Genomic DNA, 25,817 nt, shown 5'->3' with positions numbered 1-25,817 from the left:
GTTCATCGTGCCAGCCAGCCGCCGTCCACCGGCACCACCGCGCCGTGCATGTAGTTGGACGCTGGCGCCAGCAGGAAGACGGCTGCGTCGCCGATGTCTTCCGGCGCGCCCCAGCGGCCGGCCGGAATGCGCGCCAGGATCGAAGCGCTGCGGTCGGGATCGGTGCGCAGCGCCTCGGTGTTGTTGGTCTCGATATAGCCCGGCGCAATGCCGTTGACATTGATGCCCTTTGCCGCCCATTCACATGCCAGCAGGCGGGTGATGCCGAGCACGCCGTGTTTGGAGGCGGTGTAGGAGGCGACGCGAATGCCGCCCTGAAAGCTCAGCACCGAAGCGATGTTGACGATCTTGCCACGCCGTCCAGATTCGGCAAGCACGCGCCTGGCAAAACTCTGGCTGAGGAAGAACACCGTCTTCAGATTGACGCCCAAGACGTCATCCCAGTCGGCTTCGGTCAGGTCGACCGCATCGGCACGCCGGATGATGCCCGCATTGTTGACCAGGCCATCGAGCGGTCCGGTGCCGTCCCAGACGCGGTCAAGCATCGCCTGGGCAGCTGCATCATCACCAAGGTCGCAGCGGACCGCCTCGAAGCGGCCGCCGACAGCCGCAATCTTCTCCGCCGTCTCGTCCATCGCCGACCGGCCGACGCCGACGACCGCGCCGCCTGCGCGGGCGATCGACACGGCGATGCCCTGGCCGATGCCGGTATTGGCGCCGGTGACGAGGATGCGCTTGCCGGCAAGGCTGAAGGCCGAGAGATCGCTCACTTGAGCTCCTCCATCGCCACCAGGTCGACATCGGTATAGTCGACATTATCGCCGGCCATCGCCCAGATGAAGGCGTAGTTGGAGGTGCCGGCGCCCGAATGGATCGACCATCCCGGCGACAGCACCGCCTCCTCGTTGCGCATGACGAGATGGCGCGTTTCGTCCGGCTCGCCCATGAGGTGAACCACCCGCGCCGCCTCCGGCAGGTCGAAATAGAGATAGGCCTCCATGCGCCGGTCATGCACATGGCATGGCATGGTGTTCCAGACGGAACCGGGGGCAAGCTGCGTCATGCCGACGACAAGCTGACAGGTCTTTACCCCATCGGCATGAATGAACTGGAAGATCGAGCGCTCGTTGGAGGTTGCCTGGCTACCGAGATCGAGCCGCTTGGCATCGCCGATGCGGATCAGCCGGTTGGGGTGGCCCTGATGCGCCGGCGCGCTGAGCAGGTAGAACTTAGCCGGCGCTGCCGGATTGGTCGCAGCGAACGATACCTCATCCGTGCCCATGCCGAGATAGAGCATGTCGCGCGCCTGCAGCTCGTAGGATTGGCCGCCAGTTTTGACGACGCCTGCACCGGCGATGTTGACGATGATCATCTCACGGCGGTCGAGAAAATTCTTGGTCCCGGTCGGCTTGATCGCCTGCAGCGGCAGCGGTGCGCCGGCGGGCACGGCGCCGCCGACGATCATGCGGTCGTAATGGGTGTAGGTCAGGCCGATGCGGCCGGGCTGGAACAAGTCCTCGATCAGGAAATTGTGTCGCAGCTCGTCCGTTCCCATGGCTGCGGCAGAAACAGGATCGATGGCGAAGCGGGAGGTGAAATCCGTATGATTGTCGGTGTGATTCATTGCTGTCCCATGGGGCTGCCTCAATTGCTTATTCAGTTGCCGCGGCCTTGACCGAGTCGGCATAAAAAATCTGGCGCGCGTGCAGGCGCTCGCGATAGCGCTGCTGGCTGGCACCGAGATGCGCGCGCATCGCCTCCCGCGCCGCTTCGGCATCGCCTGCCGAGATGGCGTTGAGGATCATCAGGTGTTCGCGCTGCAGGCCGCGCTGGTAGGCGTCGGACTGTGCGAACTCGGTCGACCAGGGCGAGGTCACATCGCAAGGAATGGCGCGCCGGCCGAGCACGTCGAGCATCTCGACATAGAACGGATTGTTGGTGGCGCTGGCGATTGCGCGGTGGAAGGCAAGGTCGGCCGGTCCAGTCGGCTCGCTGTTGAGGAGCAGCCGTTCGAACTCGAAGAAGGCTTCCTGGATTGCCGCTTCCTGCGCGGCGTTGCGCCGGATGGCGGCGAGCCCGGCGGATTCGATCTCGATCGCCAACCTGACTTCGAGCACGTTGAGGGCAATCGAATCCTTGCTGCCCATCTCCGCTGTCAGAGCACCGAACGCTGTCGAGATATGCTCGGTGACGAAAACGCCGGCGCCTTGGCGCGGCTCGACCAGGCCGTCCGCGGCAAGCTTGGCCAGCGCCTCGCGTATTACGGTGCGGCTGACCCCGAAGGTTTCAGTCAGCTGGCCCTCGGTCGGCAGCTTTTGCCCAGGCTGGATCTCGCCCGCCTGCAGCTGCTTGCGGATCGCCGCGACGACGGTTTCCGAAAGCTTCGGTCTTCGTTCGACGCGGAGCCCGACGGCAGTGTCCGATGCCATGTCGCATCCCCTATTTGAAGACGCTCGGCAGCCATAGCGAAATGGCCGGAATGTAAGTGACGAGCGCCAGCACCACGAGGCCTGCGCCATAGAATGGCCAGATCGAGCGCATCGATTCCCAGACGGATATCTTGCCCACGGCACACGCCACGAACTGCACTGCGCCCACCGGCGGCGTGTTCAGCCCGATGCCGAAATTGAGGATCATGATGACGCCGAAATGCACCGGATCGACGCCGTAGGCCTGCGCCACGGGCAGGAAGATCGGCGTGCAAATGATGATCGTCGGCCCCATGTCCATGAACGTGCCGAGGAACAGCATCAAGAGGTTGAGCAGCAGAAGCACGACCAGCGGATCGTCCGAGATCGCATTCATGGAGGCGATGAGCGCTGCCGGCACTTTCAGGAAGGCCATCAGCCACGAGAACGCCGCCGCCATGCCGATGATAAGCAGCACCATGGCAGTGGTGCGCACGGCGCCATGGGTGGCATGAACGAACCCTTCCCAGGTCATCTGCCGGTAAACGAAGACGGTCACGAGCAGCGCATAGATGACGGCGATACAGGAACTCTCGGTGGCGGTGAAGACGCCCGATCGCACGCCGCCGAAGATGATCGCGATCAGCAGCAGGCCGGGCACCGCGACGGCGAAAAGATGCGCGACCGCGGTGAAGCCCGGAAACGCCTCGGTCGGATAGCCGCGGGAGCGCGCCACGATATAGGCGGTGACCATCAGCGACAGGGCCAGCAGCAGGCCCGGGATGATACCGGCCGTGAACAGATCGGCGATCGAGATCTTTCCGCCTGCCGAGATCGAGTAGATGATCATGTTGTGCGACGGCGGCAGCAGCAGCGCGATCAGTGCCGCCATCGACGTGACGTTGACGGCGTAGTCCGCTCCATATCCACGCGCCTTCATCTGCGGGATCATCAGGCCGCCTACCGCCGCTGCCTCCGCCACCGCTGAGCCGGAAATGCCGCCGAACAGTGTAGCGGTTGCAATGTTGACCTGCCCGAGGCCGCCACGCAAATGGCCGACGAGCGAGCCGGCGAAGGCAACGATCTTGCTGGCGATGCCGCCGCGCACCATCAAGTCGCCGGCGTAGATGAAAAACGGAATGGCCAGCAGCGAAAAGACGCTCATGCCGGAATTCAGGCGCTGGAACACGATGAGCGGCGGCAGGCCCATATAGAGGACGGTGGCGAGGCTTGCGACGCCGAGGCAGAAAGCGATCGGCGTGCCGATAAGCATCAGCAGGGTGAAGACGCCGAAGAGAATCCACAGTTCCATGGCGTCAGACCTTCACGTTGGCGGTGTCGAGTTCGGCCGCGACTTCGGCCGGCGGCAGTTCATCGAGGGCATCGTCGATCGGCGCGCCGGAGAGGCGAAGCACGATGCGCTCCAGCGTGAAGAGCACGATGAGCGCGCCTCCCGCGACAAGCGGGACATAGTCCCAGCCCCCCGATATGCCGAGTGACGGCAAGACGGAGCCCCAGGTCAATGCGACCAGCTGGCTGCCATACCAGATCATGCCGATGCCGAAGGCGAGCGCGACAAGATCCGAAATCATCCGCAGCCAGCGCTTGCCGCCTTTCGGCAGCACGTAGAGCAGTACGTCGAAGCCAAGATGGTAGTTCTCGCGCACACCGACGGCAGCGCCGAGGAAAATGAACCAGCTCATCAGCATCACCGAGCCGGGCTCGGTCCAGCTCGGCGAGCGGTTCAGAACATAGCGGCCGAACACCTGCCAGGCGACGAAGGCGGTCATCAGCACCAGCCCGATGCCGGCGATCGACAGCGCCGCCGTGCTGACGCGCGACATCACTTGCGCGACGCCGGACAGGAGCGGTGTTGGTTTTGGGCTGGAAGTCACCGGTTGTCTCCCCAGGAGGATGGCGGCACGGAATGTCCGCGCCGCCGGTTGATCACTGCACGGCCTTGATGGCTTCGACCATGGCCTTCAGCTTGTCGTCCTTGACGTGCTTCTCGTAGACCGGCCCCATCGCGTCGATGAAGGGCTGCTTGTCCGGCGTCGTGATCTGCGAACCGGCCGCCTCGACCTTGGCGCGCGATTCCTTGACCTTGGCGGTCCACAGCTCGCGCTGCTTGGCGACGCTTTCCTTGGCGGCCGCCTTGAAGATCGCCTGGTCTTCCGGCGTCAGCTTGTCCCAGCTCGACTTCGCCATGACGAAGGCTTCCGGCACCATCGTGTGCTCGTCGAGCGAATAGTACTTGGCGACTTCCGCATGCTTGGCGGTGTCGTAGCTCGGAAAATTGTTCTCCGCGCCGTCGATCACTCCGGTCTCAATCGCCGAATACACCTCGCCATACGGCATCGGCGTCGCGTTGGCGCCGAGTGCCGCCACCATGTCGACGAAAATGTCGGACTGGATGACGCGGAACTTCATCCCGGCCATGTCGGCTACAGTGTTGATCGGCTTCTTCGAATTGTAGAAGGAGCGCGAGCCGCCGTCGTAAAAGGCGAGCAGCACCAGCCCGACCTGGTCGAACGCCGCCGCGATCTGGTCGCCGATCGCCCCGTCCATGACCTTGTGCATATGCTCTTCCGAACGGAAGATGTAGGGCAGCGAGGGCACGGTGGTCTCCGGGATGAGCCCGTTGAACGGCGCCATCGAGACGCGGTTGAGATCGATCACGCCGGTACGCACCTGCTCGATCGTGTCCTTTTCCTCGCCGAGTTGCGCGGAAGGATAGATCTCGACCACATAGCGGCCGGCCGTGCGCTCCTTCACCAGCTCGCCGAAATATTTGACCGCCTCGACCGTCGGATAGCCGTCCGGGTGGGTGTCGGACGAGCGCAGGACCGTCTGGGCGCTTGCCGATCCGGCCAGCAGTGCGGCGGCAAGTAGCGTAGCTCCCGCCAGTCTTGAAAAATGCAGCATTGGTTTCCTCCCGTTTGAACGATGGCGGCAAGCGCCGTTAGAGCCGGTACGCCTTTTTCGCGAGCGTATAGGCAAGTTCCTGCGCCAGCTCGTGCGCCTCGTCCTCGCCGAGCCGATGCTCGGCGACGAGACGCGCCAGATATGCGCAATCGACCCGGCGCGCCACATCATGGCGGGCCGGTATGGATGGAAAGGCGCGGGTGTCGTCGTTGAAACCGACGGTGTTGTAGAAACCGGCCGTTTCGGTGGTCATCTCACGGAACCGGCGCATGCCTTCGGGGCTGTCGTGGAACCACCAGGCCGGGCCGAGCTTCAATGCCGGGTAGACGCCGGCGAGCGGCGCCAGCTCGCGCGCATAGCTGGTCTCGTCAAGGGTGAAGAGGATGATGGTGAGGTCGCGCGCCAGCCCGACGCAGTCGAGCAGCGGCTTCAGCGCCGTCACATAATCGGTTCGGATCGGAATGTCGAAGCCTTTGTCCCTGCCGAACCTGTGAAAGATAGAAGGCGAATGATTGCGCCAGGAGCCGGGATGGATCTGCAGGACCAGCCCGTCGTCGCGGCTCATCTTGGCCATCTCGGTCAGCATCTGGGCGCGAAACAGTTTTCGCTCGCGCTCGTCGTCCGAGCCCCGGCGGATGCGGTTGAACAGCTCCTGCGCGGCGGCATCCGAGAGATTGGCGGTTTCGGCCGTAGGATGGCCGTGATCGGAGGAAGTCGCGCCGAAACTCTTGAAGAAGGCGCGCCGCTGGCGGTGCGCCTCGAGATAGCCGGTCCAATTGCCGGTATCGCACCCGGTGATCTCGCCAAGCCGGTCGAGATTGGCCGAGAACCCTTCGAAGTCGGGATCGACGATCGCATCCGGCCGATAGGCGGTGATGACGCGGCCCTCCCAGCCGCTGTCGCGGATCATCTGGTGCCATCTGAGATCGTCGAGCGCGCCTTCGGTCGTCGCGATGACTTCAATGTTGAAGCGCTCGAACAGCGCTCGCGGGCGAAAATTCTCCCACTGCAGCAAGGTCGAGATCATATCGTAATGGCGGTCGGCGGTTGCGGCCGTCAGCGGCTCGTCGATGCCGAACAGATGGGCAAGCACATGGTCGAACCACAGCCGGGTCGGCGTGCCGCGGAACAGGTAATAATGCTCGGCGAAGCACCGCCAGATCGTTCTGCCGTCGGTTTCCACCGGCGAGCCGTCAAGCGTCGGCACACCAAGCTCCTCAAGCCGAACGCCCTGGCTGAACAGCATGCGGAAAATGTAGTGGTCCGGCACGATCAGCAACTGCGCCGGATCGGGAAACGCCTCGTTGAGCGCATACCAGCGCGGATCGGTGTGGCCGTGCGGGCTGACGATCGGCAGGTCCTTGACCGCGGCGTAGAGATCACGGGCCAGCGAACGCGGGCGCGCCTCGGCGGCAAACAGCAAATCCGGATCCGTCAATGCGGCCACGCAAATCCTCCCAATCCGGACATCGGTAGGGTTGGAAAGAAATAATGTCAACATACAAAAACTGGGTTGTTGTATGATGACTTTTCGTCGGCCATTGCCCATTGTGCGTGACGGCATCGGGTGTTACGCCGCCTGACAGCAGTGACCCAACAATCTCGATCAGACACGTGGCGCAATGACCAATAGACGCCTTTCCAACAGCACGCTGAAGGCACTGCCGGCTTCGGTCGCGATTCCGCGCTACGACCGCGGCGGCGTCGCACCTGGCATCGTCCATCTCGGCGTCGGTGCCTTCCATCGCGCCCACCAGGCGGCCTATGTCGACGACTGCCTGGCGGCGGGCGAGGCGGACTGGGGCATTGTCGGCGTGTCCTTGCGCAGTCCTGACACGCGCGACGCACTGGCGCCGCAGGATGGCCTCTACACGCTGGCGATCAGGAGCAGCATCGGCGAAGAGCTGCGCGTCGTCGGCTCGATCCTGTCGCTGCTGGTGGCGCCGGAAGATCCGGCTGCGGTGCTCGCCGCCCTGACCGATCAGCGCACCCGCATCGTCACGCTCACGATCACCGAAAAGGCTTATCTGAGAGCAGCCGGCGGCGGTTTGGACAGCACCCATCCGGACATCGTCCATGATTTGGCTAGCCCGCAAATGCCACGGACGGCGCATGGTTTTCTCACCGAAGCGCTGTCGCGCCGCCGTGCCGCCGGCATCCAGCCTTTCACCGTGCTCTGCTGCGACAACCTTCCGGCCAATGGCGCCACGCTGCACCGCCTGCTGGTCGAATTCGCCGCGCTGCGCGATTCCAGGCTCGCCACTTCAGGCGATGCCAGGCTCGCCGCTTCAGGCGATGCCAGGCTCGCCGCACACATTGCCGACGGCGTCGCGTTTCCGTCGAGCATGGTCGACCGTATCGTGCCGGCGACCACCGACGCCGACCGAGCGCGTATCGCCGTCGAGCTCGGCGTCGAGGATGCCTGGCCGGTGATGACCGAGCCGTTCTGCCAATGGGTGGTCGAAGACGATTTCCCGGCTGGCAGGCCGGCCTGGGAAAAGTTCGGCGTCACCATGGTCGGCGACGTCGGGCCCTTCGAGGACATGAAGCTGCGGCTGCTCAACGGCTCGCATTCGGCAATCGCCTATCTCGGCCTGCTCAGCGGCGACGACACGGTCGACCGCGCCTTTGCCGATCCGGCGATCCGGCAATTCGTCGACGGACTATGGGCCGAGGCGATCCCGACGCTGCCGCAGGACGCCGGGCTCGATACGGCCGGCTACACGGCCCAGCTCGCCGAACGCTATTCGAACACGGCGCTCGCCCATCGCACGGCGCAGATCGCCAATGACGGCAGCCAGAAGCTGCCGCAGCGCATCGTCGCCTCGGCCCTCGATCGACTGGGCGCCGGTGACCCGCCCGCGCATCTCATGCTGGTGGTGGCGGCCTGGATCGCCGCTTGCGAGGCGCGCGGCAAAACCTTGCCGGAAGCCCATTTTACCGACCCGATCGACGCTCGGCTTACGGCGCTCGGCAGCCGGCCGGCTGATGAGACGGTGACAGCGATATTCGATCTCGCCGGCTTCGCCAAGGACCATTCCCACCGCATGACACTGATCGATCTGACGGCAGCCCATCTCGAGCGCCTGCGGCGGGGCGGCACTGCCGCAGCTTTGGCGGCGCTTGGCATAGGGAGTGAGAAGCCATGAGACAGACCTGGCGCTGGTTCGGGCCGGACGATCCGGTGACGCTTGCCCATGTCCGTCAGGCCGGCGCCGTCGGCATCGTCAGCGCGCTGCACCACCTCAACGACGGCCGCGCCTGGCCGGCAGACGAGATCGCCAGGCGCAAGGCCGAGATCGAGGCAGCAGGGCTGACCTGGGACGTGGTCGAGAGCATCGTCGTGCATGAGGACATCAAGACCCGCAGCGGCGACTGGCGCAGCCTGATCGACAATTACAAGGCCTCGATCCGCGCCGTCGCCGCCGCCGGTATCAACACCGTCTGCTATAATTTCATGGCGATCACCGACTGGACGCGGACGGACCTCGATTACCCGATGCCGCATGGCGGCACGGCGCTGCGCTTCGATGTCGTCGAGCTCTGCGCCTATGACGTCTTCATCCTTGAGCGAGAAGGGGCGGAGGCCGATCACCCACCGGCCCGCGTCGAGGCCGCGCGTGTGCGACTGCAAGGGATGAGCGACAGCGACAAGGCAAGGCTGGAGCGCAACCTGATCGGCTGGGTCCCGGCGCGCGAATTCATCTTCGATCGGGCAAGCTTCCGCCGCGCCCTCGACCTCTACAAGGACGTCTCCACCGAAGGCCTGCGCGAAAACCTGTTTGCCTTCCTGCGCGAGATCGTGCCGGTGGCCGAAGAGGCCGGCCTCAGGATGGCGATCCACCCCGACGATCCGCCTTTTTCGCTGTTCGGCCTGCCGCGAATCGTTTCCAAGGCAGCCGATGCCCGCGCGCTGCTCGACGCCGTCGCTTCGCCGGCAAACGGGCTGACACTGTGCACCGGCTCCTATGGCGCGGGCGCGCAGAACGATCTGCCGGCAATGGCAAAGGCCTTCGCCGAAAACATCCATTTCGCCCATCTGCGCGACGTCACCAAGGAGCCAGACGGCTCTTTCCACGAAGCCGAGCACCTCGACGGCGACACCGACATGGTGGCGGTCGTGTCGGCGCTGATTGGCGAAGAGCGGCGGCGCAAGGCAGCCGGCAGGGCGGACTGGCAGGTGCCGATGCGTCCCGACCATGGCCACGCCATCATCGACGACATCGGCAAGAAGGTGAACCCCGGCTATTCCTGCATCGGCCGCCTGAAGGGCCTCGCCGAACTGCGCGGCGTCATGCGCGCAGTAGAGGCACTGATAGTTTGAGCTACTTGCTCGCCTGGCCGTTCAGCGTCTGTCGAGACGAATAATCGGTACCTTTGGAATTCCAGAACAGCCGCAGGGCCTTGCCGACCAGATTTTCATAGGGAACAAACGCGACACTGAACCGGCTGTCGGAGGCATTGTCGCGGTTGTCGCCAAGCACGAAGTAGTGGCCTGCGGGCACCTCAAACACGCGCGTATTGTCGCCGATCGAGTTGTCGGTGAGGTTGAGAACGGAATGGGTGACACCCCCCGGCAAGGTTTCGCTTTGGAGCTTGGCTCTCGAGAACTCGTCGGACGAAAAAGTACCAATATCGTCGAGTCCCACCGCGACATCGTTGATGTGAAGCACCCCGTCGATGATCTGGATCTTCTCGCCGGGAAGGCCGACAATCCGCTGGATGTAGTCCACGCTCGGATCGGGCGGGAACTTGAAGACAACCACATCTCCCCTTTTGGGTTCCGCGCCGAATATACGTCCATCAACGGGAAGCAAGTTGAACGGCACGCTGTAGCGGCTGTAGCCGTATGCCATTTTGGAGACGAAGAGATAGTCGCCTTCCTGCAACGTCGGCACCATGCTGCTGGAGGGAATCGAAAAAGGCTGGAGCAGGAACGCGCGTATTGCGAATGCAGCCGGATACGAGGTCAGAAAGACGAGCACCAGCACCGAAAGCCCACGCGCGTACCATCTGTCCGGCTTGAACCGGTGCGCGAAGGGAACAACGATCGCTGCCCACAGGGCCATCAAACCGATCCCTGAAAAATTGGCCCACCAAGCAAGATCGACGCCAGGCAATACCGGAAAGCCAATGTAAATAAGCGCGAAAACGACGACGCTGATCACCACCAGGCTGGCGACCGCCAGTTTGCCGCTGCCGATCCAGAGGAACCCGCCAAACGGGCCGCCAAGGCCGAAACCAGGGCCGTCGACCATCTGGATCGCGAGATAGTTTCTTGTTGCACTGCTTGTTCTGTCATCGGCCACCCCCCACGCCAAGGCAGCCAGACTGTCCACCAAACAAAAAAGCGGGGCAAGCCCGCTTTTTCAGTTAGTCATTTGACCGGAACTCACGCCGGCAACAGCGCACCTTCAAGCGTCGTAAGCTGGTTGAGGAACTGCTCGGCCTTGCTGCGGGTCTGGTCGTCCTTGGCGTCGGCGGCGTCTTCCCTGGCCTCCTGGATGCGGCGGGCAAGGTCGGCGCGGTCGATGTCGCCGACGGCTACCGCCGATTCCGCCAGAAGCGTGCAGCCGGCCGGAACGATGTCGGCAAAGCCGCCGAACACCACATAGCGCTCTTCCTTGCCTTGCGCGGTCTTCAGCGTAACGACGCCCGGCTTGATTGTGGTCATGACCGGCGCGTGATGCGCCATGACAGTCATCTCGCCTTCGGCGCCCGGAATGACGACGGATTCGACCTGCTCGGAAACCAAGAGGCGCTCCGGCGAGACCAGTTCGAATTTGAAAGCTTCAGGCATGATCAGTTTAGCGACTGGTGAATGGTGAATGGTGAACGGTCAGAAAGAATGACCTTCACTCAGCCCCGATTTCCTATCCGCTACTCCCCATTCACAATTCACTATTGACCATTCACCATCAGGCCGCTTCGGCGGCCAGGCGCTGTGCCTTCTCGACCGCTTCCTCGATGCCGCCGACCATGTAGAAGGCGGCCTCCGGCAGATGGTCGTAATCGCCGTTGCAAAGGCCCTTGAAGCCCTTGATGGTGTCGGCGAGGTCGACCAGCTTGCCCGGTGCGCCGGTGAACACTTCGGCGACGAAGAAGGGTTGCGACAGGAAGCGCTCGATCTTGCGGGCGCGGGCCACGGTCTGCTTATCCTCTTCCGACAGCTCGTCCATGCCCAGGATGGCGATGATGTCCTGCAGCGACTTGTAACGCTGAAGGATCGACTGCACCTGGCGGGCGACCTGGTAATGCTCTTCGCCGACAACCATCGGGTCGAGCATGCGCGAGGTCGAATCGAGCGGATCGACGGCCGGATAGATGCCCTTTTCCGAAATCGCGCGGTTGAGCACGGTCGTCGCGTCGAGGTGGGCGAACGAGGTCGCCGGTGCCGGGTCGGTCAGGTCGTCGGCCGGCACATAGATCGCCTGCACCGAGGTGATCGAACCCTTGGTCGTCGTGGTGATACGCTCCTGCAGCGCGCCCATGTCGGTAGCCAGCGTCGGCTGGTAGCCCACGGCCGAAGGAATGCGGCCGAGCAGCGCCGACACTTCCGAGCCCGCCTGCGTGAAGCGGAAGATGTTGTCTACGAAGAACAGCACGTCCTGGCCCTGGTCGCGGAAATATTCGGCAACCGTCAAGCCGGTCAGGCCGACGCGGGCGCGGGCGCCCGGCGGCTCGTTCATCTGGCCATAGACGAGCGCGGCCTTGGAGCCTTCGCCGCCGCCCTTCTTGTTGACGCCGGACTCGATGAACTCGTGATAGAGGTCGTTGCCTTCGCGGGTGCGCTCGCCGACGCCGGCGAACACCGAGAAGCCGCCATGCGCCTTGGCGACGTTGTTGATCAGTTCCTGGATCAGCACCGTTTTGCCGACGCCGGCGCCGCCGAACAGGCCGATCTTGCCGCCGCGGGCATAGGGGGCCAGCAGGTCGAGCACCTTGATGCCGGTGACCAGGATCTGCGCTTCCGTCGACTGCTCGACATAGGTCGGCGCCGGCTGGTGGATCGAGCGCATCTCGATGCCGTCGACCGGGCCTGCCTCGTCGACCGGCTCGCCGATGACGTTGATGATGCGGCCGAGCATGCCCGGGCCGACCGGCACGGTAATCGGTGCACCGGTGTCATAGACGTCCTGGCCGCGGACCAGACCTTCGGTCGAGTCCATGGCGATGCAGCGCACGGTGTTTTCGCCGAGATGCTGGGCCACCTCTAGCACCAGGCGATTGCCGACGTTGATCGTCTCAAGCGCGTTCAGGATCGCCGGCAGATGTTCGCCAAACTGGACGTCGACAACGGCGCCGATGACCTGGCGAACCTTGCCTGCCAGGCCGGTTTTCTTGATGGTGGCGGCCGGCGTATTCACAGCGGCGGCCTTGGTTGCTGCCGCCTTCTTGGCCGGAGCGGCCTTTGCTGCTGCCGGAGCCTTCGCTGGTGCCGCGGCCTTAGGGGCTGCCGTCTTCGGGGTCGCTGCTTTCGCCATCGTCTTTACCCTTTTCGTCTCTTTGTTTCTCACACGCTTGAGGTCGATGACCTCCTTGTGGGCGTGCCTAGAGCGCCTCGGCGCCCGAAATGATTTCGATCAATTCCTTGGTGATCTGCGCCTGCCGCTGGCGGTTGTAGGTGATCGACAATTTGTTGATCATGTCGCCGGCGTTGCGCGTCGCATTGTCCATGGCGCTCATCTTGGCGCCCATCTCGCCGGCAGCATTCTCGAGCAGCGCGCGAAAAACCTGCACGGAAATGTTGCGTGGGATGAGATCGGAGAGGATCTCGCCCGGCTCCGGCTCGTATTCGTAGACGGCGCTGCCGCCGTCCTTCACTTCCGCGCCAGCCGCAGGCGCGCCCGCCGGGACAATTTGCTGCGCCGTCGGGATCTGGCTGATCACCGACTTGAACTGCGAATAGAACAGCGTGCAGATGTCGAAGCCGCCTTCGTTGAACAGGTGGATCACCTTCTTGGCGATGGCATCGGCATTGACGAAGCCCAGCGTCTTGACCTCGCGCAGGTCGACACGCTCGATGATCAGCGCCCCGTAGTCGCGGCGCAATATGTCGAACCCCTTCTTGCCGACGCAGATGATCTTGACCTGCTTGCCGTCGGCCAGAAGCTTGCGGATGTGGTCGCGGGCAAAGCGGGCGATCTGCGAATTGAAACCGCCGCACAGACCGCGTTCGGCCGTGCAGACGACAAGCAGATGCACGTCGTCCTTGCCGGTGCCGGTCATCAGCGCCGGGGCATCGCCGCCGCCGCCGATCGCCTGGGTGATATTGGCCAGCACCGCGCCCATGCGCTCCGAATAGGGACGCGCCGCTTCCGCCGCTTCCTGCGCGCGACGCAGCTTCGCCGCGGCGACCATCTGCATCGCCTTGGTGATCTTCTGCGTCGCCTTGACCGAGGCGATACGGTTACGAAGGTCTTTTAACGAAGGCATGCTTCAAACCTGATCCCGTCCGTCCTGCTCAAGCAAAGGTCTTGGCGAAGGCGTCGATTTCTGCCTTCAGCCTGGCGCGCAGATCGTCGGACAGCGCCTTCTCCTTGCGGATGCCGTCGAGCACGTCCTTGCCGGCCGAGCGCATATGCGACAGCAGACCATGCTCGAACTTGCCGACCTGGTTGACCGCCAGCTTGTCGAGATAGCCGTTGACGCCGGCGAAGATCACCGCGACCTGCTCCTCGACTTTGAGCGGCGAGAATTGCGGCTGCTTCAACAGCTCGGTCAGACGCGAGCCGCGGTTTAGCAGGCGTTGCGTGGCGGCGTCGAGATCGGAGCCGAACTGCGCGAAAGCAGCCATTTCGCGGTACTGCGCGAGCTCGCCCTTGATCGACCCGGCAACCTGCTTCATCGCCTTGATCTGCGCCGAGGAGCCGACGCGCGACACCGAAAGGCCGACATTGACCGCCGGGCGCACGCCCTGGAAGAACAGATTGGTTTCCAGGAAGATCTGGCCGTCGGTGATCGAGATGACGTTGGTCGGGATATAGGCCGACACGTCGTTGGCCTGCGTTTCGATGATCGGCAGCGCCGTCAGCGACCCACCGCCGTTTTCGTCATTGAGCTTGGCGGCGCGCTCGAGCAGGCGCGAGTGCAGGTAGAAAACGTCGCCGGGATAGGCTTCGCGGCCCGGCGGACGGCGCAGCAGCAGCGACATCTGGCGATAGGCGACGGCCTGCTTCGACAGGTCGTCGTAGCTGATCAGCGCGTGCATGCCGTTGTCACGGAAATATTCGCCCATGGTGCAGGCGGTGAACGGCGCCAGGAACTGCATTGGCGCCGGATCGGAGGCGGTCGCGGCGACGATGATCGAATAGTCGAGCGCGCCGCGCTCTTCCAGGACCTTGACGAACTGCGCCACCGTCGAGCGCTTCTGGCCGACGGCGACATAGACGCAGTACAGCTTTTCCTTCTCAGGGCCGTTGTCGTGCACCGATTTCTGGTTGAGCATGGTGTCGAGGATGATCGCGGTCTTGCCGGTCTGGCGGTCGCCGATGACCAGTTCGCGCTGGCCGCGGCCGACCGGGATCAGCGCGTCGATGGCCTTGAGGCCGGTCGACATCGGCTCGTTCACCGATTTGCGCGGGATGATGCCGGGCGCTTTGACGTCGACGCGCTTGCGTTCGGTGGCCTGGATCGGGCCTTTGCCATCAATCGGGTTGCCGAGCGCGTCGACGACGCGGCCGAGCAGGCCCATGCCGACGGGCGCATCGACGATGGCGCCGGTGCGCTTGACGGTGTCGCCTTCCTTGATGTCGCGGTCGGCGCCGAAGATGACAACGCCGACATTGTCGGCTTCGAGGTTGAGCGCCATGCCGCGGATGCCGCCGGGGAACTCGACCATCTCGCCGGCCTGGACATTGTCGAGGCCGTAGACGCGGGCGATACCGTCACCGACGGACAGCACCTGGCCGACTTCGGAGACCTCGGCCTCCTTGCCGAAATTCTTGATCTGGTCTTTCAGAATTGCGGAAATTTCCGCGGCGCGGATGTCCATCAGCCGACCTCTTTCAGTGCAAGCTTGAGCGAATTGAGTTTGGTTTTGAGCGACGTATCGATCTGGCGCGAGCCGATCTTGACCACCAGTCCGCCGAGCAGCGACGGATCGACGGTGACCGTGATCGCCACATCCTTGCCGGCGACACTTTTCAGCGCTGCCTTCAGCTCGGTTTCCTGGGCAGGCGTCAGCGCATGCGCCGAGGTAACCTCGGCGGCGGTCTCGCCGCGGTGTTCGGCGGCGATCTGGCGGAACGCCTTGATCATGCCGGGCACGGCAAATAGCCGGCGATTCTGGGCAACGACGCGCAGGAAATTGCCGGTGAGGCCGGTGATCCCCGCTTTGTCGGCGATCGCGGCGATCGCCTTGGCCTGGTCCTCGCTGGAGAAGACAGGGCTCCTGATCAGCCGCGAAAGGTCAGCGCTGCCTTCGAGCATCGTTTCGAACCTATTGAGGTCGGCCTCGACGCTGGCGACCGAATTGGCCTGCAGCGCGAGTTCGAACAGCGAACCCGCATAGCGTTCTGCGACACCTGAGATTGGCGATGACGATTGGGCCACGGACCGTCTTTTCTCTTGTCTGACAGGCCGCAGATTGTTGGCGCGAGCAAAAACTCTGGCTAAATCTTTGACCTTACTGCATTTTTCCAAGCACGGAGGCGCGGCTTCCGCTATCCCCGGTCGAAAGTCGATTGCCGTCTAGCACAGGCATTTTCAGACCGCAATGCGTCGTCCGGCATGGTTTTCAGGCACTATTGTCGCATCCGCCGGCCGAGTTCAGCAACCAACCCCGGATTGATCCCTGATTCAGGGCAAAAAGCCGAAGGCGAAGGCCAGAGGCAGCGCCGCCAGCACCAGCTCGACGACGATGGATGCCCAGTTGAACGGCGTGTTGGCGCCGTCCGACATCATCGACAGCAGCCGGCCGAAGGCGGTGAACAGCCAGGAGAAGCCGAGCGCCATATAGAGCAGCGGCTGCGCCAGGAGGATGCAGCACAGGCTGAGGCCGAGATAGAAGCCCGACATCCGGCCGCGCCCCTCGGCGATCGCCGCTGCCTTCTCCGGTCTGACCTGCAGCCGCAGGATCCGGAAGGCCAATCCTGGCGCCAGGAACAGCAGCAGGCCGAACAGCAAGGTCACCACGGCGCTCGACCATGCCAGCCACTCGCCCTGGCTCATCGGCCACGGAAACGCAAATTCCATGTTGTCCCCTCGTAAATGGATATTCAAAATTTCGGGCATTCTAACGAAGCAAGAGACATACGCCAGATGGGCATCGGCAATTTACGGAAGCCTGTCCTCTGAGCCCCTTCACAAAAAGCTCTGCGGGTCGATGTCGACCTGGACTCGCACCGAGCCCCTTATCTTCGGTCCCTCGGCCAGCATGGTGCGAATGAACCCTTGCATGTCGGCGCGCCGTTCGCCCTGGATCAGCAGGCGAAAGCGATGGCGGCCGCCGATCAACGACAGCGGCGCCTCGGCCGGGCCGAGCACGAACAGGTCGCTGGCCTGCGGCGCGGCGCGACGCAGGCCACGGGCGTGCCCTTCGGCTTCGGCCCGTGTCGCCGCGCTGACGATGACGCCGGCGAGCCTGCCGAAGGGCGGCAGCCCCGCCCGCTCACGCTCGGCGATCTCGCGCTCGTAGAAGGCCTCGGCATCGCCTGAGACGATCGCGCGCATCACCGGGTGGTCGGGTTGGAAGGTCTGCAGCAGGCCGAGGCTTTTCTTGCCGGTGCGGCCGGCGCGGCCGGTCACCTGGCTGAGCAGTTGGAAGGTGCGCTCGGCGGCGCGCGGGTCGCCATTGGCAAGGCCGAGATCGGCATCGACCACACCGACCAGCGTCATGTTGGGGAAATTATGGCCCTTGGCGACGAGTTGTGTGCCGATGACGATGTCGGCCTCGCCATTGGCGATGGCTTCAAGCTCGAGCCGCAGCCGCCGCACGCCGCCCATCAGGTCGGACGACAAGACGATGGTGCGGGCATCGGGGAAATGCGCGACGACCTCCTCGGCGATGCGCTCGACGCCTGGCCCGCAGGCGACCAGATGATCGAGCGTGCCGCATTCCGGACAGGCTTCGGGCCGGCGTTCATTGTGCCCGCAGTGGTGGCAGACGAGCTGGCCGCGAAAGCGGTGCTCGACCAGCCAGGCCGAGCAGACCGGACAGCCGAAGCGGTGGCCGCAGACCCGGCAGAGCGTCAGCGGCGCATAGCCGCGCCGGTTGAGGAACAGCAGCGACTGTTCCTTTCTTTCCAGCGTCTGCCGTATATGGCCGAGCAGTACAGGCGACAGGAAGCCGCCGCGTGCCGGCGGCGCGCGGCGCATGTCGATCGTCTTGAGATCGGGAAGTGCCGCCTCGGCAAAGCGCGCCGAAAGCACCGCCCTGCTGTAGCGGCCCTGGCTGGCATTGACCCGGCTTTCGACCGACGGTGTCGCCGAGGCGAGCACGACCGGAAAGCCGCCGATATGGCTGCGCACCACGGCCATGTCGCGCGCGTTGTAAAAGACGCGATCCTCCTGCTTGTAGGCGGGATCGTGCTCTTCGTCGACGACGATCAGTCCAAGCTCCCTGAATGGCAGGAACAGCGCCGAGCGCGCGCCTGCGACGACCCGCACGCCGCCTTCCGCTACCTGCCGCCAGACCTTTTCGCGCATCCTTGGCGGCAGGTCCGAGTGCCACTCCGCCGGCTTGGCGCCGAACCGCTCCTGGAAGCGTTCGAGGAAGGCGTGGGTCAGCGCGATTTCCGGCAGCAGGATCAGCACCTGCTTGCCGCGATCGAGCGCGGCCGCGACCGCCTCGAAATAGACCTCCGTCTTGCCGGATCCGGTTACACCGTCGAGCAGGGTGACGCCGAATGTACCGGTCGCGACATTGGCGCGCAGCGTCTCGGCGGCATCGCTCTGGTCGGGCATCAGTGAAGGCACGGCGTAGCCGGGATCGGGTGCTGCGACCACCGGCCGCGGCGGGATCATCACCGTCTGGAATACGCCCTGCACCCGCAGCCCGTCCACCACCGTCGACGACACGCCTGCCGCATGCGCCAGGCCGGATCGCGTCCAGGCAAGTCCGCCTTCGGCCGTCTCCAGCACGCGCGTCCTCGCCTCCGTCATCCGGTCGGGCTTGGCGAACGTGCGCTGCAGCCCTTCGATCCACGGCTCCGGGTCGAACGCCTCCGGCGCCCTGAGCAGCATGCGCGCCACCATGCCGGGCGGCGACAGCGTGTACTGCGCCACCCAATCGACAAAACGCCGCATCGCGCGGTCGATCGGCGGGCAGTCGAAAACCTGCTCGATCGGCCGCAATTTCTTCGCGTCGACCTTTTCGACGGCGCCGTCCCAGACGATGCCGGCGACCTGGCGGGGCCCAAGCGGAACGCGCACGATCGAGCCCGGCACCACGCGCATGCCAGCCGGCACGGCATAGGTGTAGGGGCGCTCGGCGGGCATCGGCACCAGCACCGGTGCGGCCGCGACAAAGGGCGAATCTTCGATCATGAGGCGTGACCTTGCCCCGACTTTGGTCTAGATCAAAGTCCGACCCCAAATGTGCATGACGTGCACATGAAAAATCTTCAGGAGACCGCCATGAAATTTTTTGTCGACACCGCCGATGTCAAGGAAATCCGCGAGCTGAACGATTTGGGGCTGCTCGACGGCGTAACCACCAATCCGTCGCTGATCCTGAAATCCGGCGGCAAGATCGCCGACGTCACAAGAGAGATCTGCGAGATCGTCAAGGGCCCAGTCTCGGCCGAAGTCGTCGCCACCGAATACAAGGACATGATGGCGGAGGCCAAGATCCTGGCCAGGATCGCCGACAATGTCTGCATCAAGGTGCCGCTGACGCTCGACGGCCTGAGAGCCTGCAAGGACATCCGGTCGGACGGCCGCATGGTCAACGTCACGCTGTGCTTCTCGGCCACCCAGGCGCTGCTCGCCGCCAAGGCCGGCGCCTCCTTCATCTCGCCCTTCGTCGGCCGCATCGACGATAGCGGCTGGGACGGCATGGAGCTGATTGCCGATATCCGCACCATCTACGACAATTATGACTTCCAGACTGAAATCCTGACCGCTTCGGTGCGTACCGTGAACCATGTCAAGCAGGCGGCGCTGATCGGTGCCGATGTCATCACCGCGCCGCCGGCGACGCTCAAGGCGCTGGTCAAGCACCCGCTGACCGACAAGGGCCTGGAACTGTTCCTCGCCGACTGGGCAAAGACCGGGCAGAAGATCGGCTGAAGCGACTATCCTACGAACAAAAAAAGCCGAGCAATCGGCCTTTTTTGCAGATTGCGCACTCTGGAAAGACCTAGCTTGCCGCCGGCTTGCCGTGCTTGATCAGATCCTGGGCAATCGACAGCCGCAGCACATCTGCCAGCTCGCGCGCCGCACGGTTCTCGGCGTCGATCTGGGCCCGGTATGACGCGAATTCCTGGCGCGGCCTGTCGTATGACGACGGAATCGAGCGCTTGCCCCTCGCTATGACCGTGCCCGTCTTGGCATCGCTGAGCACATAGTTGGCAGTCAGCGTCACAGTGCCGGCGGTCGGCTCGTCTTCGTCGGTCGTGACCTGCTCGATTGCCGCCGATTCGACGAGTTCGGAGACGCCGAGATCAAGCGAATAGACCGGCGAAGCCGGCTCGCCGGCGCCCTGGCCGAGCGCGAAGATCAAATTGTTGCGGACCTGCTGGGCGTAGCGGGTCTTGACCGGCTTGACCGAGATCGATGCCAGTTCGGCAGCAGCGCCGACCTGCGAGCCGGCGATCAGCGGCGCGCTCGAATAGAGCGGCCGCACCGTGCAGGCGGAAACCAGCGCCACCGAGGCGAGCAGCCCGCAAAGCACAACGCGGCGCAGCGTCAACTCTGTCTTTCGCGGATCAGGCAACGACATTGACGATCCTCTGCGGCACTATGATCACCTTGCGCGGCGCCTTACCTTCGAGCGCTTTCTGCACGAAGTCGAGAGCCAGAACCGCCTTTTCGACCGCACCTTGATCCGCGTCACGGGCAATTGTCAAATCGCCGCGTTTCTTGCCGTTGACCTGGACCGGCAGCACGATCTCGGCGTCGACGACAAGCGAGCGATCGTAATCCGGCCAGGGCCGTTCGGCGACAAGGTCGGTGCCGCCGAGCGTCTGCCAGCACTCCTCGGCCAGATGCGGCATGACCGGCGCGATCAGGTGCACCAGGATCTCGACGGCCTCACGGCAGGCCGCTTGCAGCGCCGGACCGGCCCTGCCCTCTGCCGCCTCGTTGAGCGGTACGGTCAAGGCATTGGCGAGCTCGTAGATGCGGGCGATGGCGCGGTTGAAGGCGAGCTTTTCGATATCCTCGCCGACCGACTTCAAGATCTTGTGCGCGGCCTTAGACACTGTCCCGGCCTCGCCGTCCTTCGCCGCCTCTGGCCGGACTCCGGCGAGCGATTCGGCAGCCGTCGACACCAGGCGCCAGATGCGCTGGATGAAGCGATGCGCGCCGGCCGCACCCTCGTCGGTCCATTCGACATCGCGCTCGGGCGGCGAGTCCGACAGCATGAACCAGCGCGCCGTATCGGCGCCGTAGCCGTCGGTGATCTCTTCCGGACTCACCGTATTCTTCTTCGACTTCGACATTTTTTCGAGCGGACCGATCACCGCCTCTTCGCCGGTGGCGATTTCGAAGGCGCGGCGCTTGCCGTCGGCGTCTTCCAGCCTGACCTCGCTAGGCGCAAGCCAGCGGCCGTTCGAGGCGCCGCCAACCCGATAGGTCTCGTGCACCACCATGCCTTGCGTGAACAGGCCCCTGAACGGCTCGGCGAGATCGACATGGCCGGTCTCGCGCATGGCGCGGGTGAAAAAGCGCGAATAGAGCAAATGCAGGATCGCATGCTCAATGCCGCCAATATACTGGTCGACCGGCAGCCATTCAGTCGCGGCCTTGGGATCGGTCGGATCGTTTGCCCACGGCGCGGTGAAGCGAGCGAAATACCAAGAAGAATCGACAAATGTGTCCATCGTGTCGGTTTCGCGCCGCGCATCCTTGCCGCAACGCGGGCATTTGACGTGCCGCCATGTCGGATGGCGATCGAGCGGATTGCCCGGCCGGTCGAACTCGATGTCGTCCGGCAGCTTGACCGGCAGGTCGGCCTTCGGCACCGGCACCACGCCGCAATCCTCGCAATGGATCATCGGGATCGGGCAGCCCCAATAGCGCTGGCGCGAAATGCCCCAGTCGCGCAGGCGGAAATTCACCTTGCGCTCGGCCATCGGCCGGTTGCCGATGGTCCTTTGTTCCAGCAGCTTCGCCACCTCGTCGAATGCCTGATCCGGCTTCATGCCGTCGAGGAAGCGCGAATTGATCATCGCGCCATCATCGACATAAGCCTCGTCGATGACCTGGAAGCTTCCTTGATTCTCGCCTTCCGGCATCACCACCGGAATGACCGGAAGGCCGTATCTGTTGGCGAAGTCGAGGTCGCGCTGGTCATGTGCCGGGCAGCCGAAGATGGCGCCGGTGCCATAGTCCATCAGCACGAAATTGGCGACGTAGACGGGCAGCGTCCACCTCTCGTCGAACGGATGGACAACGCGAATGCCGGTATCGAAACCCTTCTTCTCGGCCGTCTCCAATGCCGCCGCCGAAGTGCCCATATGGCGGACTTCGTCGATGAACTTTGCCAGCGCCGGATTGTCCTCGGCGGCCTTTTTGGCCAGCGGATGGTCGGCCGCAATCGCCATGAAGGACGCGCCGAAGATGGTGTCGGGCCTGGTCGTATAGACTTCGAGCTCATGCTCGCCGGCGACTGGCTTGGCCAGCGGCCAGCGGATCAGCAGCCCTTCCGAACGGCCGATCCAGTTCGCCTGCATCAGCTTCACTTTTTCCGGCCAGTCGTCGAGTTGGTCGAGCGAATCCAGCAGATCCTGCGCGTAATCGGTGATCTTGAAGAACCACTGCGTCAGCTCGCGCTGTTCCACCAGCGCGCCTGAGCGCCAGCCGCGTCCGTCGATGACCTGCTCGTTGGCAAGCACCGTCATGTCCTCCGGATCCCAGTTGACCTTGGAGGATTTGCGCGTCACCAGCCCCTTCTCGACGAAATCGAGGAACAGCATCTGCTGGCGGTGATAGTAGTCGACGTCGCAGGTGGCGAACTCGCGGGCCCAATCGAGCGAAAGGCCCATGACCTTGAGCTGCTCGCGCATGGCGGCGATGTTCTGATAGGTCCAGTCCTTGGGATGGACCTTGTTCTGCATCGCCGCGTTTTCGGCTGGCATGCCAAAGGCGTCCCAGCCCATCGGGTGCAGCACGTTGAAACCCTTGGCCCGCTTGTAGCGCGCCACCACGTCGCCCATCGTATAGTTGCGGGTATGGCCGATATGGATGCGCCCCGACGGATACGGGAACATCTCCAGCACGTAGTATTTCGGGCGCGGGTCGTCATTGTCGGCTTCGAACAGCTTCTTGGCGTCCCAGGCGTTCTGCCATTTGGGCTCTGACGCGCGCGGATTGTATCGTTCGGTTGCCATCGGGTGTTTTTCACTTAAAAGCATGCGCGAGCCGCCGGACAATGCCCGGGCGGCTCAGGAAATGTCGTCGCGGTGTTCACCATGGATTGCCGGACCCGTCAACTGCGGCGATCCGGCGAAAAGCCAAACACAGGCAGGATATAGGCATGGCGAGCGCCGTCGAACAGCTTTTCACGGTCAAGGCAAGGATCGCTGCCGCCGAGCGCGAGGCAGGCCGTGAGGCCGGAGCGGTGACGCTGGTCGCAGTCTCGAAAACCTTCGACGCCGCCGATATCCGCCCGATTATCGAGGCCGGCCAGCGCGTCTTCGGCGAAAACCGCGTCCAGGAAGCACAAGCGAAATGGCCGGTGCTGAAGGAGGCATTTTCCGACATCGAGCTGCATCTGATCGGTCCGCTGCAATCGAACAAGGCCAAGGAAGCGGTGGCATTGTTCGATGTCATCGAAACCGTCGACCGTGAAAAGATCGCCGCAGAGCTGGCCAAGGAGATCGCCAGGCAAGGCCGGTCACCAAGGCTCTATGTCCAGGTCAACACCGGCTCCGAGCCGCAAAAGGCCGGCATCGAGCCGCGCGAGGCTGTCGCCTTCGTGGCCCGCTGCCGCTCGGTTCACGCCCTCGCCATCGAAGGGCTGATGTGCATTCCGCCGGCCGACGAGAACCCCGGTCCGCATTTCGCGCTGCTGGAAAAGCTTGGGCTTGAGGCCGGCGTCGACAAGCTCTCCATGGGCATGTCCGGCGACTACGAAACCGCGATCGCCTTCGGCGCGACCAGTGTCAGGGTTGGATCGGCAATTTTCGGCGCCAGATGAGGCGCAGCCGACCTTAGGCCACAGGCTGACATTGACTGCGCCAGCGTATAGAAACGGAACGTTTCGTTCCTATATGGGTCGAGTTATTCTCAACCCGTCTGGAGCCACCCATGCGTTACAATCAACTTGGAAATACGGGGATGTTCGTCTCCGAACTTTGCCTCGGCACGATGACGTTCGGCGCGGCCGGCGAGAATGCCCAATGGGGCCTGATCGCCAGCCTCGACCAGAAGGGCGTCGACGAGATCGTTGCCCGCTCGCTCGCCGCCGGCGTCAATTTCTTCGACACGGCGGATGTCTATTCCTTCGGCGCCTCGGAACGGCTTCTCGGCCAGTCGCTCAGGAATCTTGGCGTCAACCGACAGGACGTGATCATCGCCACCAAGGTCCATGGCGCCATGGGCGGGGGCCCGAACCAGCGTGGTTCCTCGCGCGGCCACATCATGGATTCGGTCGAAGGCAGCCTCGAGCGGCTGCAGCTCGATCACATCGATCTCTACCAGCTGCACGGCACCGACACGGTGACGCCGATCGACGAGACACTGCGGGCGCTCGACAACCTCGTTGCCGCCGGCACGGTCCGCTATGTCGGCGTCTCGAACTGGCAGGCCTGGCGCGTTGCCAAGGCGCTGGGTATTGCCGAGCGCAAGGGATTTGCCCGCTTCGAGACCGTGCAGTCGTACTACTCGATCGCCGGCCGCGATCTCGAGCGCGAAATCGTGCCGCTGCTCAACGAGGAGAAGCTCGGGCTGATGGTCTGGTCGCCGATGGCTGGCGGCCTGCTCTCCGGCAAATACGGACCGGGCGCCCCCGGCAATGGCGAGGGCCGCCGCGCCAGCTTCAATTTCCCGCCGGTCAATGAGGACCGTGCCTGGGCAGCAGTCGCCGTCATGCGCGAGATCGCCGTCAAGCACGGCGTCAGCGTCGCCACGGTGGCGCTCGGCTATGTCCTGGCCAAGCCATTCGTGATGAGCGTCATCATCGGCGCCAGCCGCATGGAGCAGCTGGAACAGAACCTTGCAGCCACCGAGTTGAAGCTCGATGCCGATGATCTCGTTCGCCTCGACGAAGTCAGTGCCCTGCCCGCCGAATACCCCGGCTGGATGCTGGAACGTCAGGCTGCCGGCCGGCGTCCGGCGCCCGTTGTGCCGAAAACGTAACTCAATCTCACCTTCGATTCGATGCTTCGGGAGCCGGCAGGCTCCCGATCTTTTTTGGGCTCAGGTCAGCCGGACCGTCTCGACCAAAAAGTCCAAAAACGCCCGCACCCGCGCCGGCAGATGCTTGCCTTGGCCGACATAGACGGCGTGGGTGAGTTCCTCGTCGCCGGGGTTGAACTCTTCCAGCAGCGGCAGAAGCCGGCCGGCGGCAATGTCGGCCTCCACATGCCAGCGTGCCAGCCGGGCGAGGCCCGCCCCCGAGAGCGCCATCAGCCGCATCGCCTCGCCGTCGCTGACCAGCGTATTTCCGATGATCGACAGGGTGATCGGCTTGCCGGCCGCGTCGATAAAAGGCCAGCCCTCGAGGTGACGTACGAAACGGAAGCCCATCCGGTTGTGACGATCGAGATCGGCGGGCGTCTTGGGCGTGCCACGCGCTTCGAGATACGATGGCGCCGCAACGACGACCACCCGGCTCTGCCCGAGCTTGCGCGCCACCAGCCGTGATTCGCCGAGCGGTCCGGCGCGGATGGCGACGTCAGCGCGCTCCTCCATCAGGTCGATGACATCGTCGGTCAACACCAGATCGACCGAGATTTCGGGGTAGCGTTCTAGGAAACGCGGCAAAAGCGGGATCAGCCGATGCTGCCCGAAAGGCACGTAGCTGTTGATCCGCAGCCGGCCACGCGGCGCGGCACCCGCCGCTGCCTCGCGCTCGGCCGCCGCCATGTCGGCCAGGACGCGCACGCCGCTGTCGAAGAACGCCGCCCCCTCCGGCGTCAGTTGCAGCTTGCGCGTCGAACGGCTGACCAGCCGCGCACCAAGCCGCGCCTCCAGCCGCGCGATCAGCTTGCTCACCGCCGACGGCGTCATCCGCAACGCGCGGGCAGCGGCTGAAAAGCTGCCCGCCTCGACGACGCGGACGAACACTTCGATCTCGCCGGAGCGATTGATGTCGGGCCTGGCCATTGGTGAATCTATTTCACAGACGATGTGCCCGATGCAAGGCTGGTTCACAGC

At 64.0% G+C, this 25,817-nt stretch carries 23 protein-coding genes; 5 read left to right on the top strand and 18 right to left on the bottom strand.

The genetic code is table 11. The annotated features are described in order from the left end of the window. Window positions 1-2: 2 nt before the first annotated feature. The 7 genes from kduD to uxaC all read right to left on the bottom strand — a co-directional run bounded on the left by kduD (window position 3) and on the right by uxaC (window position 6,780). Complete coding sequence (kduD, locus tag NKK47_RS00585; RefSeq protein WP_352574622.1) at window positions 3-770, bottom strand: 2-dehydro-3-deoxy-D-gluconate 5-dehydrogenase KduD; 768 nt, start codon at window positions 768-770, stop codon at window positions 3-5. Continuing rightward, window positions 767-1,624: a 5-dehydro-4-deoxy-D-glucuronate isomerase gene (gene kduI / locus NKK47_RS00580; RefSeq protein ID WP_352574621.1), complete on the bottom strand. Its 858-nt coding sequence runs from the start codon at window positions 1,622-1,624 to the stop codon at window positions 767-769. The genes kduD and kduI overlap by 4 nt, the downstream gene beginning before the upstream one ends. A 28-nt stretch (window positions 1,625-1,652) precedes the next feature. Continuing rightward, the gene (locus NKK47_RS00575) at window positions 1,653-2,429 is read right to left on the bottom strand and encodes a FadR/GntR family transcriptional regulator (RefSeq protein WP_352574619.1); all 777 of its coding nucleotides are present in this window, start codon (window positions 2,427-2,429) and stop codon (window positions 1,653-1,655) included. 10 nt (window positions 2,430-2,439) lie between these two features. After that, on the bottom strand, window positions 2,440-3,720 hold the full coding sequence (locus NKK47_RS00570; protein ID WP_023678089.1) for a TRAP transporter large permease: 1,281 nt from the start codon (window positions 3,718-3,720) through the stop codon (window positions 2,440-2,442). Window positions 3,721-3,724: 4 nt separating this feature from the next. Next, the gene (locus tag NKK47_RS00565; RefSeq protein WP_023719697.1) at window positions 3,725-4,252 is read right to left on the bottom strand and encodes a TRAP transporter small permease; all 528 of its coding nucleotides are present in this window, start codon (window positions 4,250-4,252) and stop codon (window positions 3,725-3,727) included. Window positions 4,253-4,355: 103 nt separating this feature from the next. Continuing rightward, on the bottom strand, window positions 4,356-5,333 hold the full coding sequence (locus NKK47_RS00560; protein ID WP_023678091.1) for a TRAP transporter substrate-binding protein: 978 nt from the start codon (window positions 5,331-5,333) through the stop codon (window positions 4,356-4,358). 37 nt (window positions 5,334-5,370) lie between these two features. Further along, window positions 5,371-6,780, bottom strand: coding sequence for a glucuronate isomerase (uxaC, locus tag NKK47_RS00555; RefSeq protein WP_352574616.1), 1,410 nt, complete (start codon window positions 6,778-6,780; stop codon window positions 5,371-5,373). A gap of 175 nt (window positions 6,781-6,955) precedes the next feature. Between uxaC and NKK47_RS00550 the strand changes: the two genes are divergently transcribed. Both NKK47_RS00550 and uxuA read left to right on the top strand, forming a co-directional pair. Then, window positions 6,956-8,482 carry a mannitol dehydrogenase family protein gene (locus NKK47_RS00550; RefSeq protein ID WP_352574614.1) on the top strand — a complete coding sequence of 509 codons (1,527 nt, stop codon included), beginning with the start codon at window positions 6,956-6,958 and terminating at the stop codon, window positions 8,480-8,482. Beyond that, window positions 8,479-9,657 carry a mannonate dehydratase gene (gene uxuA / locus NKK47_RS00545; protein WP_352574612.1) on the top strand — a complete coding sequence of 393 codons (1,179 nt, stop codon included), beginning with the start codon at window positions 8,479-8,481 and terminating at the stop codon, window positions 9,655-9,657. The genes NKK47_RS00550 and uxuA overlap by 4 nt, the downstream gene beginning before the upstream one ends. 1 nt (window position 9,658) lies before the next feature. On the opposite strand, the gene lepB is transcribed toward uxuA, so the two are convergent. The 8 genes from lepB to NKK47_RS00505 form a co-directional block, all read right to left on the bottom strand. After that, the gene (lepB, locus tag NKK47_RS00540; protein ID WP_502904967.1) at window positions 9,659-10,642 is read right to left on the bottom strand and encodes a signal peptidase I; all 984 of its coding nucleotides are present in this window, start codon (window positions 10,640-10,642) and stop codon (window positions 9,659-9,661) included. Between the two features lie 83 nt (window positions 10,643-10,725). Further along, window positions 10,726-11,133, bottom strand: coding sequence for a F0F1 ATP synthase subunit epsilon (locus NKK47_RS00535; RefSeq protein WP_023678096.1), 408 nt, complete (start codon window positions 11,131-11,133; stop codon window positions 10,726-10,728). 118 nt (window positions 11,134-11,251) lie between these two features. Next, entirely contained in the window at window positions 11,252-12,817 is a 1,566-nt protein-coding gene (atpD, locus tag NKK47_RS00530; RefSeq protein WP_023678097.1) for a F0F1 ATP synthase subunit beta, read from the bottom strand. A gap of 67 nt (window positions 12,818-12,884) precedes the next feature. After that, the gene (locus NKK47_RS00525; protein WP_023678098.1) at window positions 12,885-13,769 is read right to left on the bottom strand and encodes a F0F1 ATP synthase subunit gamma; all 885 of its coding nucleotides are present in this window, start codon (window positions 13,767-13,769) and stop codon (window positions 12,885-12,887) included. 28 nt (window positions 13,770-13,797) lie between these two features. Continuing rightward, the gene (atpA, locus tag NKK47_RS00520) at window positions 13,798-15,327 is read right to left on the bottom strand and encodes a F0F1 ATP synthase subunit alpha (RefSeq protein WP_023678099.1); all 1,530 of its coding nucleotides are present in this window, start codon (window positions 15,325-15,327) and stop codon (window positions 13,798-13,800) included. After that, a complete protein-coding gene (locus tag NKK47_RS00515) occupies window positions 15,327-15,887 on the bottom strand; it encodes a F0F1 ATP synthase subunit delta (protein WP_023678100.1) in 561 nt (186 codons plus the stop codon). The genes atpA and NKK47_RS00515 overlap by 1 nt, the downstream gene beginning before the upstream one ends. Window positions 15,888-16,133: 246 nt before the next feature. Continuing rightward, entirely contained in the window at window positions 16,134-16,529 is a 396-nt protein-coding gene (locus tag NKK47_RS00510) for an AGROH133_08824 family phage infection protein (RefSeq protein ID WP_023678101.1), read from the bottom strand. A gap of 108 nt (window positions 16,530-16,637) precedes the next feature. Then, entirely contained in the window at window positions 16,638-18,821 is a 2,184-nt protein-coding gene (locus tag NKK47_RS00505) for a primosomal protein N' (protein WP_023678102.1), read from the bottom strand. Window positions 18,822-18,911: 90 nt separating this feature from the next. On the opposite strand from NKK47_RS00505, the gene fsa reads away from it, so the two are divergent. After that, entirely contained in the window at window positions 18,912-19,565 is a 654-nt protein-coding gene (fsa, locus tag NKK47_RS00500; RefSeq protein ID WP_023678103.1) for a fructose-6-phosphate aldolase, read from the top strand. Between the two features lie 70 nt (window positions 19,566-19,635). On the opposite strand, the gene NKK47_RS00495 is transcribed toward fsa, so the two are convergent. Next, window positions 19,636-20,217, bottom strand: a complete 582-nt coding sequence (locus NKK47_RS00495; protein WP_023678104.1) for an LPS assembly lipoprotein LptE — start codon at window positions 20,215-20,217, stop codon at window positions 19,636-19,638. Further along, window positions 20,204-22,828, bottom strand: a complete 2,625-nt coding sequence (gene leuS, locus NKK47_RS00490; RefSeq protein ID WP_023678105.1) for a leucine--tRNA ligase — start codon at window positions 22,826-22,828, stop codon at window positions 20,204-20,206. Before leuS ends, NKK47_RS00495 begins: the two co-directional genes overlap by 14 nt. A gap of 146 nt (window positions 22,829-22,974) precedes the next feature. On the opposite strand from leuS, the gene NKK47_RS00485 reads away from it, so the two are divergent. Both NKK47_RS00485 and NKK47_RS00480 read left to right on the top strand, forming a co-directional pair. Then, entirely contained in the window at window positions 22,975-23,637 is a 663-nt protein-coding gene (locus NKK47_RS00485) for a YggS family pyridoxal phosphate-dependent enzyme (RefSeq protein ID WP_023678106.1), read from the top strand. Window positions 23,638-23,747: 110 nt separating this feature from the next. Further along, on the top strand, window positions 23,748-24,797 hold the full coding sequence (locus NKK47_RS00480; RefSeq protein WP_352574610.1) for an aldo/keto reductase: 1,050 nt from the start codon (window positions 23,748-23,750) through the stop codon (window positions 24,795-24,797). A 60-nt stretch (window positions 24,798-24,857) separates the two neighbouring features. On the opposite strand, the gene NKK47_RS00475 is transcribed toward NKK47_RS00480, so the two are convergent. After that, window positions 24,858-25,766, bottom strand: a complete 909-nt coding sequence (locus NKK47_RS00475) for a LysR family transcriptional regulator (RefSeq protein ID WP_023678108.1) — start codon at window positions 25,764-25,766, stop codon at window positions 24,858-24,860. Window positions 25,767-25,817: the final 51 nt, after the last annotated feature.

The organism is Mesorhizobium sp. M0019 (genome assembly GCF_040323975.1).
Taxonomy (GTDB): domain Bacteria; phylum Pseudomonadota; class Alphaproteobacteria; order Rhizobiales; family Rhizobiaceae; genus Mesorhizobium.
Note: the sequence above shows the minus strand (reverse complement) of the source record. Positions and strands in the feature narration are given on the sequence as shown.

Bases quoted from the DNA above. Each gene is read 5' to 3' on its own strand.
- kduI (WP_352574621.1), bottom strand. From the start codon at position 1,624: ATGAATCACACCGACAATCATACGGATTTCACCTCCCGCTTCGCCATC.
- NKK47_RS00575 (WP_352574619.1), bottom strand. From the start codon at position 2,429: ATGGCATCGGACACTGCCGTCGGGCTCCGCGTCGAACGAAGACCGAAG.
- NKK47_RS00570 (WP_023678089.1), bottom strand. From the start codon at position 3,720: ATGGAACTGTGGATTCTCTTCGGCGTCTTCACCCTGCTGATGCTTATC.
- NKK47_RS00565 (WP_023719697.1), bottom strand. From the start codon at position 4,252: ATGTCGCGCGTCAGCACGGCGGCGCTGTCGATCGCCGGCATCGGGCTG.
- NKK47_RS00560 (WP_023678091.1), bottom strand. From the start codon at position 5,333: ATGCTGCATTTTTCAAGACTGGCGGGAGCTACGCTACTTGCCGCCGCA.
- NKK47_RS00550 (WP_352574614.1), top strand. From the start codon at position 6,956: ATGACCAATAGACGCCTTTCCAACAGCACGCTGAAGGCACTGCCGGCT.
- uxuA (WP_352574612.1), top strand. From the start codon at position 8,479: ATGAGACAGACCTGGCGCTGGTTCGGGCCGGACGATCCGGTGACGCTT.
- NKK47_RS00535 (WP_023678096.1), bottom strand. From the start codon at position 11,133: ATGCCTGAAGCTTTCAAATTCGAACTGGTCTCGCCGGAGCGCCTCTTG.
- atpD (WP_023678097.1), bottom strand. From the start codon at position 12,817: ATGGCGAAAGCAGCGACCCCGAAGACGGCAGCCCCTAAGGCCGCGGCA.
- NKK47_RS00525 (WP_023678098.1), bottom strand. From the start codon at position 13,769: ATGCCTTCGTTAAAAGACCTTCGTAACCGTATCGCCTCGGTCAAGGCG.
- atpA (WP_023678099.1), bottom strand. From the start codon at position 15,327: ATGGACATCCGCGCCGCGGAAATTTCCGCAATTCTGAAAGACCAGATC.
- NKK47_RS00510 (WP_023678101.1), bottom strand. From the start codon at position 16,529: ATGGAATTTGCGTTTCCGTGGCCGATGAGCCAGGGCGAGTGGCTGGCA.
- NKK47_RS00505 (WP_023678102.1), bottom strand. From the start codon at position 18,821: ATGATCGAAGATTCGCCCTTTGTCGCGGCCGCACCGGTGCTGGTGCCG.
- fsa (WP_023678103.1), top strand. From the start codon at position 18,912: ATGAAATTTTTTGTCGACACCGCCGATGTCAAGGAAATCCGCGAGCTG.
- NKK47_RS00495 (WP_023678104.1), bottom strand. From the start codon at position 20,217: ATGTCGTTGCCTGATCCGCGAAAGACAGAGTTGACGCTGCGCCGCGTT.
- leuS (WP_023678105.1), bottom strand. From the start codon at position 22,828: ATGGCAACCGAACGATACAATCCGCGCGCGTCAGAGCCCAAATGGCAG.
- NKK47_RS00485 (WP_023678106.1), top strand. From the start codon at position 22,975: ATGGCGAGCGCCGTCGAACAGCTTTTCACGGTCAAGGCAAGGATCGCT.
- NKK47_RS00480 (WP_352574610.1), top strand. From the start codon at position 23,748: ATGCGTTACAATCAACTTGGAAATACGGGGATGTTCGTCTCCGAACTT.
- NKK47_RS00475 (WP_023678108.1), bottom strand. From the start codon at position 25,766: ATGGCCAGGCCCGACATCAATCGCTCCGGCGAGATCGAAGTGTTCGTC.